General features: G+C 38.8%; 6 protein-coding genes. All 6 read right to left on the reverse strand.

Annotated elements, in window-relative coordinates:
* Nucleotides 1-45: 45 nt before the first annotated feature.
* A complete protein-coding gene (locus QNN06_RS17890) occupies nucleotides 46-1185 on the reverse strand; it encodes a hypothetical protein (RefSeq protein WP_284035621.1) in 1140 nt (379 codons plus the stop codon).
* A gap of 222 nt (nucleotides 1186-1407) precedes the next feature.
* Nucleotides 1408-6315, reverse strand: a complete 4908-nt coding sequence (locus QNN06_RS17895; protein ID WP_284035622.1) for an AAA domain-containing protein — start codon at nucleotides 6313-6315, stop codon at nucleotides 1408-1410.
* A gap of 172 nt (nucleotides 6316-6487) precedes the next feature.
* Nucleotides 6488-6703 (reverse strand): YdbC family protein, encoded by a 216-nt coding sequence (locus tag QNN06_RS17900; protein ID WP_284035623.1) that lies wholly within the window; start codon nucleotides 6701-6703, stop codon nucleotides 6488-6490.
* Nucleotides 6704-6715: 12 nt separating this feature from the next.
* Nucleotides 6716-9925, reverse strand: coding sequence for a DEAD/DEAH box helicase (locus QNN06_RS17905; protein ID WP_284035624.1), 3210 nt, complete (start codon nucleotides 9923-9925; stop codon nucleotides 6716-6718).
* A gap of 99 nt (nucleotides 9926-10024) precedes the next feature.
* A complete protein-coding gene (gene pglZ, locus QNN06_RS17910; RefSeq protein ID WP_284035625.1) occupies nucleotides 10025-12571 on the reverse strand; it encodes a BREX-1 system phosphatase PglZ type A in 2547 nt (848 codons plus the stop codon).
* A 114-nt stretch (nucleotides 12572-12685) separates the two neighbouring features.
* Entirely contained in the window at nucleotides 12686-16156 is a 3471-nt protein-coding gene (gene pglX / locus QNN06_RS17915; RefSeq protein WP_284035626.1) for a BREX-1 system adenine-specific DNA-methyltransferase PglX, read from the reverse strand.
* Between the last annotated feature and the right edge of the window lie 25 nt (nucleotides 16157-16181).

The raw sequence follows: 16181 nt of genomic DNA on the forward strand, positions 1-16181 counted from the left end.
TTAAATAAGACAATGCCATTTCAAACCTTTTGTGGAATATTCTACTTAGCAAAACTGCTTTTTATTTTTTAAAACCCAACTGGAAAACTCCCCTGTTTTTTCTTCAATTTTAGTTTTTTCCCTAGGTTTTTGGGTTTTTGCATATTCTGTAAATATATTAACAAAGTCAAACATGCTCTGGTTGTCTCGAAATAATGTATGGAAAACTCTTCTGGAGTGTTCCAATGAATATTTATTAATATATTCTTCCAGTTTTTCTTTATCAAAATCAATCTTTTCTTTACCTCTTAGCTTTTCGCGCTTTTTGATGTCAACGTAGTCTAATGGAATAATATCATAGACAAATTTTGCTCCATCTATTTCTGCAAGTTTTTCTAAATCAAAGCTAATTGAACCTAATGTCTCTATTTTTTCAGGTATATCCGAAACTTTCTCAATAACAGGGAGAATATTTTTAGATATCCTATTTCTGAACGTTTCTTTTTTGCCACTATGCACAACAATTCCACGTACCTCAGAGCATGGGAGTATTAGGCCATTGCTATAGATAAGACGATAAACAAAATAGGACGCCTTTATTGCATTTCTTCCGGTCATACCATTTGTTAGTTGAATTCCTATTCTAGAAATATCTTCTGCCTGATTTTTATCTTTAGTAATAATACCAGCTTTATAATTAGGAGAAAGCAGCCTCAAATAAAGACTGGAATTAACCATGTAGCTTTCCTCAATAGAATACTCTGCCATCATATCTGGAAAAACAAGTGATAAATCCTTTAAAAAAGAATGATTACTATACGGCATGTATGAATTACTCACTATACCTGAAACTGTCATGGTATGTAGATTAATAACAAATTGATAATTCTTTAATTTGCTCCTTATACTTGGTTCTCGGAGAAAAGTGTTTAAAACGTTTGAAGCTAAACCTTCTTTAGATAAATTATTAATAATGTAAGGAGGAATATTTATTAATCTGAAAAATGCCATAAGGCCATACTCATTAAAATTGACCCACTCACCATTCCTTCCAAAAAACTCATCATTACAAAATATTGAATTATTATCAAAAAAATCCTCTAAAGGAACAAGGACAAGGCTCTCTTTTTCAAGCTCAACATAATAATTTAATTCATCCCATTTGCTAAATTTCATTTGCTGGATTTCTTTGGTTTTAAACACCATTCTAATCCCCCTAGAAACATTTATTAACGATACAATTCAACAATAATCTAATACTTTCCTCCTAAAGAGACGCAAAAAACCGACAAACTTTTGTCGGTTTTTTTATATTTTATTTATCGCTTATTAGAATGTTGATTTGGTGTACTACAATTTACCTAGTCTAATATAGTCTTTAAATGAATCATTCATACAGTCAACAATATTATCTGTAAAAGATTTCTCTTATTGGTTATAAGAAGTAAACCAAGCAGGTCTTTTCTTTGTTGCACGACCACCATTTTCAGAATAGGTAAATTGAATGCCCTTTATTTTGAGCTCTTGAATTATAGGTTTTAAGCCGGCTTTATCAATAACCCATAAAGCTCCGCCTTTTTGACGCCTATCAATAACTTCAAATCCCTGTTTTTTTAAATATGAAACTATAGGAAATGGTACTTCATTTTTATTACCATATATTTCTTCTTCCTGTATTTTTGTTGATGTTTTCACATAAGGGGTATCAAAAAAAGTTAGCTGTTCTGGCTCGTTAGGTATAAGCTCAGTTTGTTTGCCTTTATTATATTGTTTTTTTAAAGACATATATTTTATGGTAGTATGCTCTTCATCTTGTACTTCTTCTAATAAGGGATCAGGTTTAGTCGGCCTTTTCCTTGGATTCTTAGGATTTTGTACCTTAGTACTCATTACTTCTTCATTAATGACTTCTTGCTCTAAGTTTATCCCTTTTATTTTTATTAGTTCAGGTTCTTGTTCCACATTTGTATTTGTTTTGGTATCTACAAAAACACTCTCGGTCGGTACATAAGGTTCAATCCCCATTTCATCAAGTTTAACCCATAATGACTCCATGGCTTTGGAAGGATTAGCATAAAAGGCACTTCCTCTGACACGCCAAAAAGTCCAGCCAACTCTTTCAAGGACTCGCTGCCTTTCCATGTCTTCTTCCCATTTTTCTAAACCATGCCATCTATCACCGTCACATTCAACAGCTAATCTTGTGCGCATGCCTTCAACAACAAGGTCAATTCGTTTACCGAGTGACCCGACTTTCATTTGCGGAATGACACGGTACCCTCTTGATGAGATTAGGGCATAGACATCCCGTTCAAAATCAGAGTCGAAATCAAGACCATGTTCTTTTAATTCTTCTTGGACCCTATGTGGTTGCTTGCAATATTGTAGTAACTGGTAGCGTACATCATTTGGTTTTAACTGATTAAGATCAACAGAGTGAAACAAAATCATTTGGTCTCTTGCACGACTTGCAGCAACATTATATCGTTGTAAATCGGATCTTTTCGTTAGTGAAGCAAATCCGACGTTTGGTGCAATAACCATTGAAAGAAAAATAATGTCTCGTTCATCACCTTGGAATGCATAAGCATCCCCAGTAATTAACCTTCGATTGATCATTTCCTCTTCGCCTACTTTTTCGCGTAGCAGGTTTTCAATAATTCGTGCTTGGTCATGACCTTGAAGGGATATCACTCCAAATGACTTTCCTTGGTATTTAGGGTTTTCTAAGCAATTAGCAATGAAGTTCACAATGGCCTCTGCTTCGGGTTCATTAATTGTTTTTGAAGTCCCTTCTAGTCTATATCCTTCTTCCACCCTAATAGCCTTGACAGGCGGGGTAAACATATCTTTAGCCAATGGAAGACGAAGTGGATCAATCATACCGCCATACATTAAGTCATTGCTGAATTGAATAATTTCCGGAACACAGCGATAATGCTCTTTTAGCACAATCTTACTATCAAAAACCCTGTTCGCCGTATCATATAAACTTGTGCGTATATCAAATTGCATTTTATTAGGGATATCATAGAGGAATCGTTCAATCAAATCATGAACCTCACTAATTTCCGTTCCGATGCTTTCAGGGCTAATTTGATTTTCATCCCCCACAATAATAGCTTTTTTAGCTCTTAAAAGTGTGCTTAACGCAAATAAATTACTTTGACTACTCTCATCAATAATGATGACGTCAAACAAATCCTCAGTGAGTTCAAAGTTTTCAATGACACGCTGAACCGGCATGATCCAAACAGGAATAGCCCCTTTTGCCATCATCATTTCTTTGCTGGCATCTTTACGATATATATTTGTGTATTTTCCTGTTCCTTTTCCAATCCTTTGAACGGCTTTCAACCAAGCGAAAAGGCTTCTCTTTTGACTTCCAGTTGTTCTATTTATCTGTTCCTTCCAAGTGGCCACAGCGACTAATTCCTTAATAAATTTTTGTTCTTTTAACTGTTCTAGTTTTCTTTCTTCCTCTAACTTTTCGATTATTGGCTTCGATTGGATTTCTTTTATCCAGTATTCAACCTGTTTCCATAACCATGCTTTAGCCAGATCTTCGGGTGGGAAAAGCGGAGTGCCTGTTCCACCTTTTTCCATCAAGTCCATTGTCCATTTAGGGACAACGGTATAAAGTTTATCTCTTAACTCGATAAACTGATTGTAGTCTGCCTTGAGTCCCTCTAATCTAGCCACTTCTACATATCCTGTTTTCCACAACGTTTTATCCCGATGTTTTAGAGCATTGGAGAAGTCATTCCAAATAGGATGTGAGACCGAATGATCTTTTCCATTTATCAAGTAAACCTCGATAGAATCGAAAAATTCTAAAACCTCACTCCTCATTTTTTTATAATTTAATACAAGCAATCCATCTAAAAGCTCCCTAAACCACTCTACACTATTTAATAGAGGTTTCCCAGGTTTTCCTATTGTCACTAAAAGTTCTATATACTCTCTATTTGAAGTAATGCACCAATTGGCCGCTTCTTCAATTAAATTACATTTTTCCCTTAAAAAGATCCCAAGTCTTTTCTGAGTTTCTTCTACCTGTGGCCCTTCAATTTCATTTAATATCCGGTTCCACTTAATTGAAAGCTTATGTTTATTTGTTCTTAACTCAATCTCCTTTAGTAAAAGCGACACATCTTCACCATGCCGAATGGGATTATCGTTTACTTTTATCTCTTCAAATAAATATTTGAGTTTTCTGCCAAATACATTTTTATAAAACCAGTTAATTTTCGAGTTAGCCTCAAACTTTTCCTTTAGGTTTTGAAGGTCTTCTTTTACCTCTTGCAGACTTTTTCCACGTGGAAAGGTAAAAGAATGCTCTATAAGTTCTTTTTCGAGTGCTTGAATTACAATTAATGTACCACGAACTTCCTCCACAACTTGTAGCCAATATTTTGTTTGTTCATTGTCCTTCATACAATCTTCAATAATAGTTCTTAACCAGGGTTCGTTTTGAAGATTAGTTAGTGTTTCAATCGATTTATTTGTTTTATTAATCCAAAGGTCAAAATCAACATTTGAAGTTTCATTTGGTGACCAATTAAGAATGGCCTCATTTGTTTGGTCAATTTTTTCCTCAATACTAAGAATATCATCCACTTTATTCGAAAAAACAGCGGGTATTGGCAATGTGTCACTTAATGGGCGTTCTAATGCTAAAGATTGGATATCTTCTTTTGAAAGAGTACCCAAAAGTTCAAAGAACTTTGATAACAGTTTATCCGAAAGAGGAAAGTCAGTATTTGGCTTTATCTGATCAGGCAACCAGGAATACTCCTTATTTTTTTGAAGCCATTTGGTTCCTTTAAGTGGTGTTAATACTAATTCACCAAATTTTGCAACTTCATTTTCTCTTTCAGCTGCTGCATTAATTTGCGTATCAATTCTTGCAATGTTCCTCTTTGTAGTCTTTAATTCTATTGTTAACCGATCAATATTTTTCTGAAGTATTTCGGTCTGCTTTGAATCTAAATTTTCTGCAATAGTCTTGACAGAATCCTCAATTTCCTTAACTGATTTTGAATCCCCACCAAGCACACTAACGCAAAGAGCCCGAATTTCTTCTGGGATTTTATCTTTTAAAACCTGAAGTGCTCGTTCTTTTTCACTTGTAACAAGAACCCTTTTTCCATGTGCTAGAAGGTGACTGATTAAATTTGCAATTGTATGGCTCTTACCGGTACCTGGGGGCCCTTGAATGACGATGCCACTATTGGTAGCTAGCTTTTGTGCAATTAATTGTTGCTCCTTATTTGTAGGCAGCGGAAACAGCAACTGTTCACCCACTGGTCTCCAATTTTCCTGTGAGTTGTTTGAGTGCTCTGCATCAACATTTTTTGTTTCCGTAGTAGTTAAAATCTGGATAGTCTCTGGTACGGGAAAACCTTGTTTAATTTTTTCAATAACCTTTGTTAATTCCTGCTTCCATAATCTTCCGCCCACATTCCTTAAAAAAAGGCCTGAACTATAAGATATAATTGGTGACTTTAAACCTTTTACAACTTCTTGTTTATCTAATTTATATAAACCATTTGGGCTTAACGTATGGATGACTTCTTGCAGGAATGGTTTAAGCTGCTCTTTATCTAATGGTGATATATCAAAATCTGCTACCTGATTCTCCATCTTCATAAACCTTGTAGCATTTGGTAATTCAATGTGTAAAAACATATCGGTTTCCATTAAGGTGCCTTTACTTGTTGGAACCATAAAAAATATTCCTTTTTTTGCATCGAAGATTAATTCAAGTTTGGTAACAAGGACATGTCTTGAAATTTGAAAAGCTTCAATTTCCCATTGAAGCAATCCATGGCCACATGCTAATTCCAAATCTTCTCCTTCCCGTTGGAATCGTTGGTATAAGGAAAATAACTCCATGTATATATGCTGAACTTTTTTCTTTGGAGATGCTTCCTTTGCCCATGTTTGCCATTCTTTTAACCAGCGGCCGAACGCAGAAACACGTTCCAAGTCATCTTCAAATTGTTCTACAACATCTTCACCCTCATCATCTTTTCCAATAAACAGTCTAGTATGTACTTTCGGCTGCTGATCTGGATCATCATATTTAATAATCCAGTTTTTTATTTCCGATGTTGGTTTGGGAGGGTGGGGAATTTCCTGCTTGTGTACTTCATACCAGGCCTCTTCATTAGTTCCTTGTCCACCCATATAAAAGCCCTCAATATCCGGTAAATCTTTTTCCCACCAAACCTTTTCATAGTCATTAATATTACGAATGACTTTTTCATTTAAATTCTTTACAGCAAGTAAATATTCAAATATCCTCGCTACTTTAGCAGGTTCTATTGACATTGATTCCCCTCCTTTTAAGCAATAAGACCTATATCATGATATTACCATATATCAGGAAATATTATCGATATCTAGGAAATAAATGGATTAAGTAATAAGGGAACGGAAATAATTTATGACAGTTTACCAAAAAAATAACCGAAAGGGAAAGCCTTCGGCTAAGGTTTAAATTTTATAAAGGTTTAATAGCATCCTTCAATTTTTCCAATTCATCCTTGGATAAGGTTACACCTTTCCCCATCTTCTCATGATTTTCCGACCAGTCACGAATATCATACTTTGGTTCCCGTCCATTCCAGCTGACGAGGTTTAGTTCTTTTTTCCAACCTTTCGCAGATTCTGAAAGAACAGCGATTGTTTGGACAATCTCATATTGAATTTCCGCCAAACAAAACACCTCCTAAAATAATTGATTCATTTCAACATGCAATTTCCGTTCGTCCACAATCACAAAATCCTTTATGGTATAAATAATGGTTTGTTCCCTCAGATCCCCTAAATCCTGAATATGATGGTCTGGTATAGAGCCATTTTCTCGGTCTACCAAAATGATAAACCGGACATTTCCATCTCCATCTTCACTCATGAAATCTACCAAGGACATTGCAGGAAAATGTTTAATCAACTTTCGCCCTTCCGAAAGCTCATATTGCTCAATAGACTGCCTGTAATCCACCGGAATTACCCGGTTTACACTCCCACCCGATGGCAAAATTGTAAACTCTACAATTTTTACCGGAGGAATGATATTGATATTTCGCTCTCGTTCCAATTCTTCCAACCGGACTTTACGTCTGTCCTCAATATCGTAAAGCTGTGACTTCATTTGGTTGATCAAGGCTGAGTTTCGGTTGTCAATATTTTCATCTCGGTAGTGATCAAGCTTTCTTGTTATTTCCTGGTATTGAGAGTCAAACGCTCTTCGTAAAAATTGAATCTTCTTATTCAACTGCATTTCATTTGAAAGCAGTAGCCCCTCCCGTTTGGCCATAACCGAATTCATAGCATCCATAAATAGCTCCGAATCATTCCACGACTTATCACTTATCACAACATCTGCAAATGAGTTACCTAATAAGCAGTACGAATCAAGCTCGATTATTTCCCTCGATTTAAGTCTGGCAAAATAAACGACATCCTTTAAAAGTTCCCGCCCTGTCCCATCCATCAGCCCAATTTCATACCCTTCAACCTCTAGCGCCTCGGAAATGGGCAATGAAACCTGAAAATGCGGTAATGGAACGCCTCCAGCTTCCTCTTTCAATAATGTTAACGATAATTCGAATAGCGGGTTATCATTTTGAATCAAGACTACACCTTCATCAATGGCTTCTTCACTTTTGGTAAAACGATACGAGTCTTCTTTGCCCCCAAGGGAAATATGATGTTTCCTAGCAAACTCCCGCAGTGATTTTGGAAGGCGGTCGATTCGATAAAATTGCCCGTTTTGCGACATATTGATTCTCACTCGGTGTCTCTCCAAAGTCTCGACGGTAAGCTCGGCATATACCCGTGGCGGGACTTTCCCAATCGCAATTTCGTATTGTTCCCGATTTAAACCGGGCAGATCAATAGCATCAACGGCTAACCTTTCTTCTTCAGCAATTTTTAACAGCTCTCGATGCTCGTCAGACAGTACATCTTCCAAATCACGCTTGATGTCATCCAGATGCTCCCGGTGGAGAATGGCGTGCTGCATTAACGATGGCAAATCGGCCATCTTATCCTCCAGACGGTCACCGATAAAATCATAGACCAAATCCTGGCCTAAATCCTTTCGCATCTGCTCCATCTTATTGAGCAAGGTAATCAGAACATCCCCTTCCCGGGTATTGCCGGCAACCAGGTTAAACACAAATACTTCATTCTTCTGGCCAATCCGATGAATCCGCCCCATCCTCTGTTCGAGTTTATTAGGGTTCCAGGGTATATCATAGTTAATCATCTGATTGCAGAACTGAAGGTTAATCGATTCCCCACCAGCATCTGTTGCTAACATAATACAACAGTCATTCCTGAATTTTTCCACCTGCTTCCGTCTTTCGTCCATAGAAAACTTGCCAATAATTTTGGAAATCTCCAAGCCATGTGCCGAAAGCTTTTTCTCAAGATAATGCAAGGTATCCGTTGATTCTGTAAAAATAAGAATCTTTTCGCCATTGTTTAATAGCCCATTTTGGCCGAATAACGTATCCTCTAACTCGAGATATTTCCGCTCCACATAATTGGTTCGGATGTAACCAGAATAGGAAATTAACCTTTCTAGTTCACTAATTTCTAGCTCCAATTCTTGCGGATCAATACTATCAAAGGATTCTTCACTTTTCTCCTCGATCAGTTCCTGTTCGCCTAAAGGTGCTTCCTCGTAATCATCTGTTAGGTCTTCAGCAAACTGAATCTTCTCCATCTCCCTTACTTCTTCTAACAGCAAGACCAACCGTGCATGCCTGCGCTGTAGTGATGAATGGATGGCTTCAACCGATGAAGTTAGCCTTCTTTGCAGGAGCATCATGGCAAAGGCGGTGCTGTTATGTCCACGGTTGATCGCTCGATTGAAATGGTCCCTGACATAAGTGGTCACCGCTTCATATAATTCCAGCTCTTGATCGGATAAATCATAGGTAATAGTCTTTGTTGTCCGCTTCGGAAACAGTGGTGCCCCGTTGAACTGTTTCAAATTTTCTTTCAAACGGCGAATAATAAACGGATTACTTTTGTCACGCAACGTCTCTTTTATTCCTATTGATGAAAAAATATCCTCATCCACCAGTCGCATCAGATGCCGAAAATTTTCCACATCCCCTTTGTGCGGGGTCGCGGTTAACAATAAGCAATGCTCACTTTGCCGCAATAGTGATTCCCCGAGCTGATAAATTTTCGTTCGCTTCGTTTTTTTCTTTTTTCCGCCGGTTGTATATGCTGCCATTTTATGAGCCTCATCGACGATCACTAAATCAAAGTCTGCCTCCAATAACAGACTTTTCACATCATCACGGGATGCCCAATAAAGGGATGTGATAATTCGATCATTCTCCACAAAAGGATTTTTCCCAATGGAGTCGTTCAAGGATGACCGGGTAATAATTGTAAACGGCTCGGAAAATTTGTCCTGCAGTTCTTGCTGCCATTGCTTTAACACAAGTGGCGGTACGAGAATCAGAATCCGCTCGGCACTTCTCCGGGCTCTTAATTCACGAATGAGCATACCGGCCATAATCGTTTTCCCTGCCCCAGGGTCATCAGCAAGCAGAAAGCGAACGGTCGGAACCTGGAGCATTCTCCCATAAACCGCCTCGATTTGGTGCGGTAAGGGAATCACATTTTTATTGCCGAGAGCCCTCGATCTCGAAAACTTTTGGTCTATGACCAATTCCTGATAGAGGAGGTAGCTCCATAATTCCTCCGTCGAAAGCCTCTTTTTCTCATTGAGTTGATTTAATATTTCAATGGACGAAAGCTGGTCAGGCAAAATCATCGCCTGATAATATTTGCTTGTTTCTTTGCCAAAAGCTTCGACCCGATAAAAGCTTCCCTGGATGCTTTCGACCTTTTTAATTTCAACCAATTCCGGCCATAATGGACCCCTGACTACGTCCCCAACCTGCAGCATAATTTTCCTCCTAAAAATAAAACAAATCCATAGACTCATTATACCAAAAAATAACAAAGCCTACCCGTCATCTAAATGGACAGGTAGGCCTACAAAAGCTTAGATACTATAAAGTTTCAGCTCGTACTCTTCCTCACCATACAATTCCGTAGTCCGTCCTGAAACATCCTCCAATTTTAATAAGCAAACATCACCCGTGACATAACGGTCTTCAAGAAGATGGAACACCACATCGGTTTGCCGTTCCGTCACCTCACCCGTAGAATCAAAGGTAATCGTTAATTCATTAGAGATTCGCTCATTGTTACGATAGAATGCGGCTCGTAGTGTTCTTGGATATAAGTGGTTCGACACCTTTTCCTCTTGGAAAAAGGGGACGATGAACTGGTAGCTCGTAATTACTTTTTGAATCGAGGCGACACGGACATTAACCCGCTCTTCCTCCGACTTTCGTGCCTTCCCTTTCACCTGGCGGTACTCAATTAACGGAATGATGCACTCCTGCGGCATCGCGGCCCCATGAACGAAGCGCTGGCCGCCGCCAGCCGTAAACCGATTTAAGCCCTTTGCAATGACAGCCTCAAGGTCTATCCCCAGGTAATCCAAGGAAATCTTTATAGTCCCTTCAGGTGTGCTCAGATTCTTTCCAATCGCAAAACGGCGATTTCGGTCAAGGACTTCGCCTTTCATGCTCTCTGTTTTTTGATATTTTTCCACCTGGGAAGATTGAAATAAAAAGCCATGATCGCTAGTCAAATAAATCCGGACAGCTTCATAGGTTCCGGTTAATTTTTTTATAGCCGAATTTAATCGCTCAATCGTCTGTTCTACAGCTTCATAGGTATAGCCTTCCGTTTTACCGGAGTCGCCGATGGCGTCAATATTGTCATGGTACAAATAGACAACTCGCTTTCCCTTAACCAGGGCCATTCCCTCTTCTTTTCCTAAAGGAATAAAATCATCCAATTTTAACGCAATAGAATCAGGTTCGTGGGATTGCAAAATTTTATTTCGATTCACGAGTCCCCTTGTCGAGATTCCGTCCACATAAACCGTACCATCTGTGGCAACATTGGTTATTTTTCCAGGGAGCAAACCCGCCATCCCAATTTGGGTATAGGTCGGCAATGTCGCCTGCATCGGGATTAACTTGATCTCCGTATTCAAGCGCTGGCTAAATTGATTGGACAGCTCCTGTCCAATTTCATAGCGCATCGCATCGGAAATAATCACAAAAATTCGTTCCCGCGACCCTTCTATTATCGGCCGAATCATAGTCCGGTAAAAGTTCTTTTGCTGCAGGACATCGTAAAGCGGCCATTTGTCTTTCAGTTCAGTTTCCATTATTTCATCGGTGTATCGGCTTAATTCGACTAAGTAACGATTTTCGTACCAGAAGGTCAATTTATCAAATAATTCTTGATATCCCTCTAATCCCGATTGACCTAAAAAGGCGAGATACAGGTGCCGGTACGCTTGATCAAGGTTGAAATATTTTTCGCTGTATAGCGTAAACCATTCGGATCCGGACCTCGGAGCATCATCTTTTTCAAAGGCCAGTCCCCACTCGTATAAGCAAAGGGCCTTTTCCAATAGCTGATATGGTTGAAAAAACCGCGTTTTATACCAGTAGCTCTTGCGGCGCTCCGAAAGAATGCTCCTCCACTCTGAGACAATGATACTTTCTTTTAAAAGCAACTCATGAAACACATCGAGAATCTTCCGCTCCACCACTGCAAAGGTGTCGCAGCGGAGAAACGACTGGTACGTATATTTTTCAACTGCCTGTCCAATATTCCATTTTTGTTCAAGAAAATCCAGAGTTTTCTCAAGTGCCGTTCTTTCTTCGGATTTTAACCATTCTTCAATAAAGACCCTGCATATATTGGGAACAGTAGATGGATAATGGACTGTTAAAACCTTTTCATCCAAATGTGACGCATAGTGCTGATATACAATGGTTTCGATAATATGGGCCAGCCGATTTTCTTCTTTCTTTTCAATGCCAAAATACTCTTCCACAAATGTAAAAAATAATTCTTCATCTATGTATTTTGCAATTTTTTTCAGTTCGTCATTGGCATCGGATATACCTGCAGTGGACAATACACTTTTTAACAAATCCTGCGGATGAATGCTTTTAGCATTACAAAGGACGGCAATGATGGTTTGCTTGACTTGGTCCATCGTCGGTTTATTCGGAAGCAGCTTCTGGAATCTCGCGACACGCTGCCGGTTGTCAAAGAATTTTGTATGTTCTTCAAGAAATTTGCGAATCGGCAGGTGATCCAAGCGAAGTTCTTTTATGCGAATCGCAATTTCATCCGCTTGAAACTCGCCATATTTCCCGCTATATAACAGAATATCTAACAAGAAATTTTCTTTATCGTCCGGCTTGGCAAAAGGAGCATAGATCAAATAAGAATGATCCGGATCTTCCAGTTCAAGCAGCACTTTTGTACTAAACGCACGATCCTGGTGCAAGTGATGCACCTTAATTTGTTCCTGATTTAGCGCCTCTTCAATTTCAGATAGATCCCGTGTTTTGCTTTGCGGGTCATACCAAAAAACAACCTGGCGGACAGCGCCATTATTCTCTGATTGCTGCTCCTGAAACAGCCGCAGCAGCTCTTCAGTGATATTCATAAAACACCAACTCTCACAATACTAAATCTTCTTATTTATAAGAATAAAAAAGAAAGGCACAATTGTAAATATTACCGAAAGAATGGATAGAGTCTCCACTCTACCCATTCCAGTTTACTTTATCTTGGCTAAGACATTTTGAAGCTTTTCATAGTTTACTACTACCCCATCATCCAAATCTAAAGCAATCCGCTGATTCGCAAGCTCCGCCAGTTTCTTGTCAAAATCAATCAGCTCTTCCTGCTGGGATTTAATGGTGGCTAGCTGCTTATCATAACGCTTCTTCGTGGCAGCTGATAGATCTGGATTCACGAGATCTTGTTCCAGGCGTTTTTGCTCCTGGCTCAGCTTTTCTTGTAAGTTTTGCACATAAGAGAAACGCATGGTTGCCAGAGTCTCAGGGATATAACGGTGCAGATAAAACAATGCACGGAAACCTTTCTTATTACCGGACTCCGCCATCCAGTATATCGGACGTTTTTGATAAATCTTACAATGGTCTGCATAAAATTCATCAAAGAAATAACGGCGCAACCTCTCAACCGGCGTCTCATTAGCCTTCATCGTCAACGACTCAGCCAACCAACGAAGATTTTCCGCCAAAGTGTCTTGTCCAAATAAAATCACTAACAACTCCTGAAGACGTGCAACTACATCATCTTCAAAATACTCCGTATCCGTAAGGGGAATAATCCCATCAGAATCAGGCTGGAATTGTTTATACTTTGTGGAATCCCACTCACCACCAGCATAAGCTAGACCCTCAAAATCTAGAGAATAACGGCCCATCATGAGACCCATACAATAGGATAAAAAGGATTTTGCATCGCGGTCACGGTCGGCATTGCGGACTGTTACTTCTTCTTCAAGAACTTCAGAAGTTAATTGATCTTCCAAGCCATAAACCTTGAGGAAAAATTCGTTTAAGGTTTCTTCATTTTTCTGGAGCTGCCGAAATCTTTTTCGAGTCTCCATCTCCCAATAAGCAAAGCAATCTGAAAGTTTGGTCAGCGTCCCCGGTTGTTTTAAGAACGGGTTCTTTGTAAAACTCCAAGAATTCTCATAGGAATCCCAATCAGCTTTAGAGATATCAATATTTTCACGAACGATAGAAATAACAACTTGTTTTTTATGACTTTCTTTAATTGGAATACGTTTAAGGTCACCAACTTGGAAACTCAAGGTTGGATTTAAATACTTTAAGATTTCCCTAGTAATCTTGCTTGTCAGTATCCCGTAAATATAAAAAAGCATTTCCTTAGAATCGACAAAGAGGGAAGAACCCTTGACATCAAATAGAAAGCCTTTTGGGGTATAGCGGGCCCCGAAATAACTGGAACTGACATCGGACCAGGTTATTCCTTCCCGTAAATAATATTCTGTGTTTTGCGGACGTGATCGGACCTTTCCATTCTCATCGACAAAATGTCTAATCTCAAATCCATTGTTTTCCCAATTGACAACATAGTCTTGGTTGCCGTACCATTTCCGAAAGGCACCACCCTTATTATATGGAAACCATTTTTTTTCACTTTCTATCGTCTGCTGGATTGATTCATATCCATATCCGATATTTTGGATTTGGACCTCATGCCATAATCGCAAAAACCTGTCATTATTGGCAGTCGCCAGCCCCTGCTTTGGTTCCGCAAATTCACTTAGGCTTGGACAAGTCTCAAAAATCACCCTGATTTCTTCTGTTGCCCAGTAGGCAATCGGCAATCCATTGATTCGACTTATGTTTTTATTATCAAATGTATATCGGTAATTGACAGGATAGCGGATGGCTTCTTTCACTTTGATTGGCTGCTGGTCAGCTCCCTTAAATTGTTCCAGCCTGATATACTCTCCGTTTGAAATCTGATTTTGATTTTGCAGGACAAATGTGCAAATTGGTACTGTCGCCTCTGTGAAGGCCGAATATTCAAGCTGGATTAAACTTGTAATGCTTTGGTTTTCGACGATATATCTTCTTAATTTTTCATGGGTGGCGATAAACATCCATGTAAACGGGGTCATTAAACCCGCAAACCCATTCTTTACAGTCATTTGGCTGCAACGAAATATGAACGCAGAATATAAGTCTGACTTGAAATCTTTATATTGTTGAGTCATAAAACTTTTTAAGACTGGGTTGTATTTATTGTGATAGGGAGGATTGGTAATGACAATTTCATAGTCTAGTGCCAATAGATAAGCCTGCTTCAAAACTGGCAGCACCTTTTCCTTGATTTCGGCTTTGTATACCTCCTCTACCAAATCTTCGGCTTCAAATGACTGTATTAAAAAGATTTGTTCACGATAAAAGGAGGCGGATTCACTAGGAACAATAAGGGACCCGAATTGTTTGGCATTTGCAAATTGTTGATGAAGCTCCCAAGCCCAGCTAATTTCCCCAGCCTTTTTTGAAAAATAATCCTCTGTATCCGTTGATAGTGAGTCACTGTCTTGGATTTCCACAATATTAAGGCTATATTCTTTTGCCTTCTTAATGAAGCGACGGTATTTTTCCTGGCCTTTCATCATGATGGCAAAACTAGCCATTTGGACAGCGCGTTTATCGATATCCAGTCCATAAAGATTCTTTTCAATAATAAGGGCTGGAATATCTCGCTCAGCATATCCTGCAGCTAAGTACATGTCATAAAGTAGGTCAAAAGCGTAAACCAAGATATGCCCCGATCCGCAGGCAGGGTCAATAATCTTGATTTCTTCCAAATTTGTAACGTTTGGTATCGGTAATTTTTCCGTTGACTTTAAATAAAATTCCCAATCTTTGGAAATCGTATTTTCAGGGACCCATTCATCGTATAGTTTGCCCAATGAATTTTGCACCATATATTCCACAATCCATTTTGGTGTAAACAGTTGCGTGACAACAGGAAGATCCTCTTTTTTGACAGCATTGTTTTTCAGTCCGCCTACCTGTTCTTTTTTCTCAGACATATAAAATTGATAAAGCCACCCGATTACTTCAACAACCTGAAAATCTGTTTCGTCTAAATCGGACACTAATCTATTAATTAGTGAATCCGCATATAACAATGATTTAGGCAACAATAATTCTGTAAAATCCTCAACTTTTTCAAAAAGGAACGGCATGATTTCGCTTAGTTCATTACATTGTGCAACTAACAGTTTTCGGAATGCTGCTTCGCGGTTACCCTGAGCCAATAAGATTGCTATCTCCTCTTTATTTACAGGTAAGTCCGTGTATTGGTATTCCGTTAAAATATCCGGATCCACTTTCCCTTTTGTTTCACTCGATAGAATCCGGACTTTGGAAGGGAGATAGTTGTGAACCTCCATAAAGCGGATCGCGATTAAACGATTAAACCAAGTATAAGCTACTTCTTCGATGACATTATCATAGCCCTTTGCCTCTATTTCCTTTAGCAATTTCTGAATACCCTTCCGAAAGGACAACGGAAATTTCTTATGGTTTATTTCAACGTAATCCGTGCCTGATCCAAGCTGAGGGAGACCTTTTGAAGTGATTCCAAAAGTCCCTGCCCGAAGAGCAATTTGATTTCGAAGTTCATTTCGTGCATAGACGGCAAATTCTTTTAAAGCTTTCTTGTTCATTCTCATCACCTATTTTCTATGAGGA

Source organism: Neobacillus sp. 114, assembly GCF_030127045.1.
Taxonomy (GTDB): Bacteria; Bacillota; Bacilli; order Bacillales; family Cytobacillaceae; genus Neobacillus; species Neobacillus rhizophilus.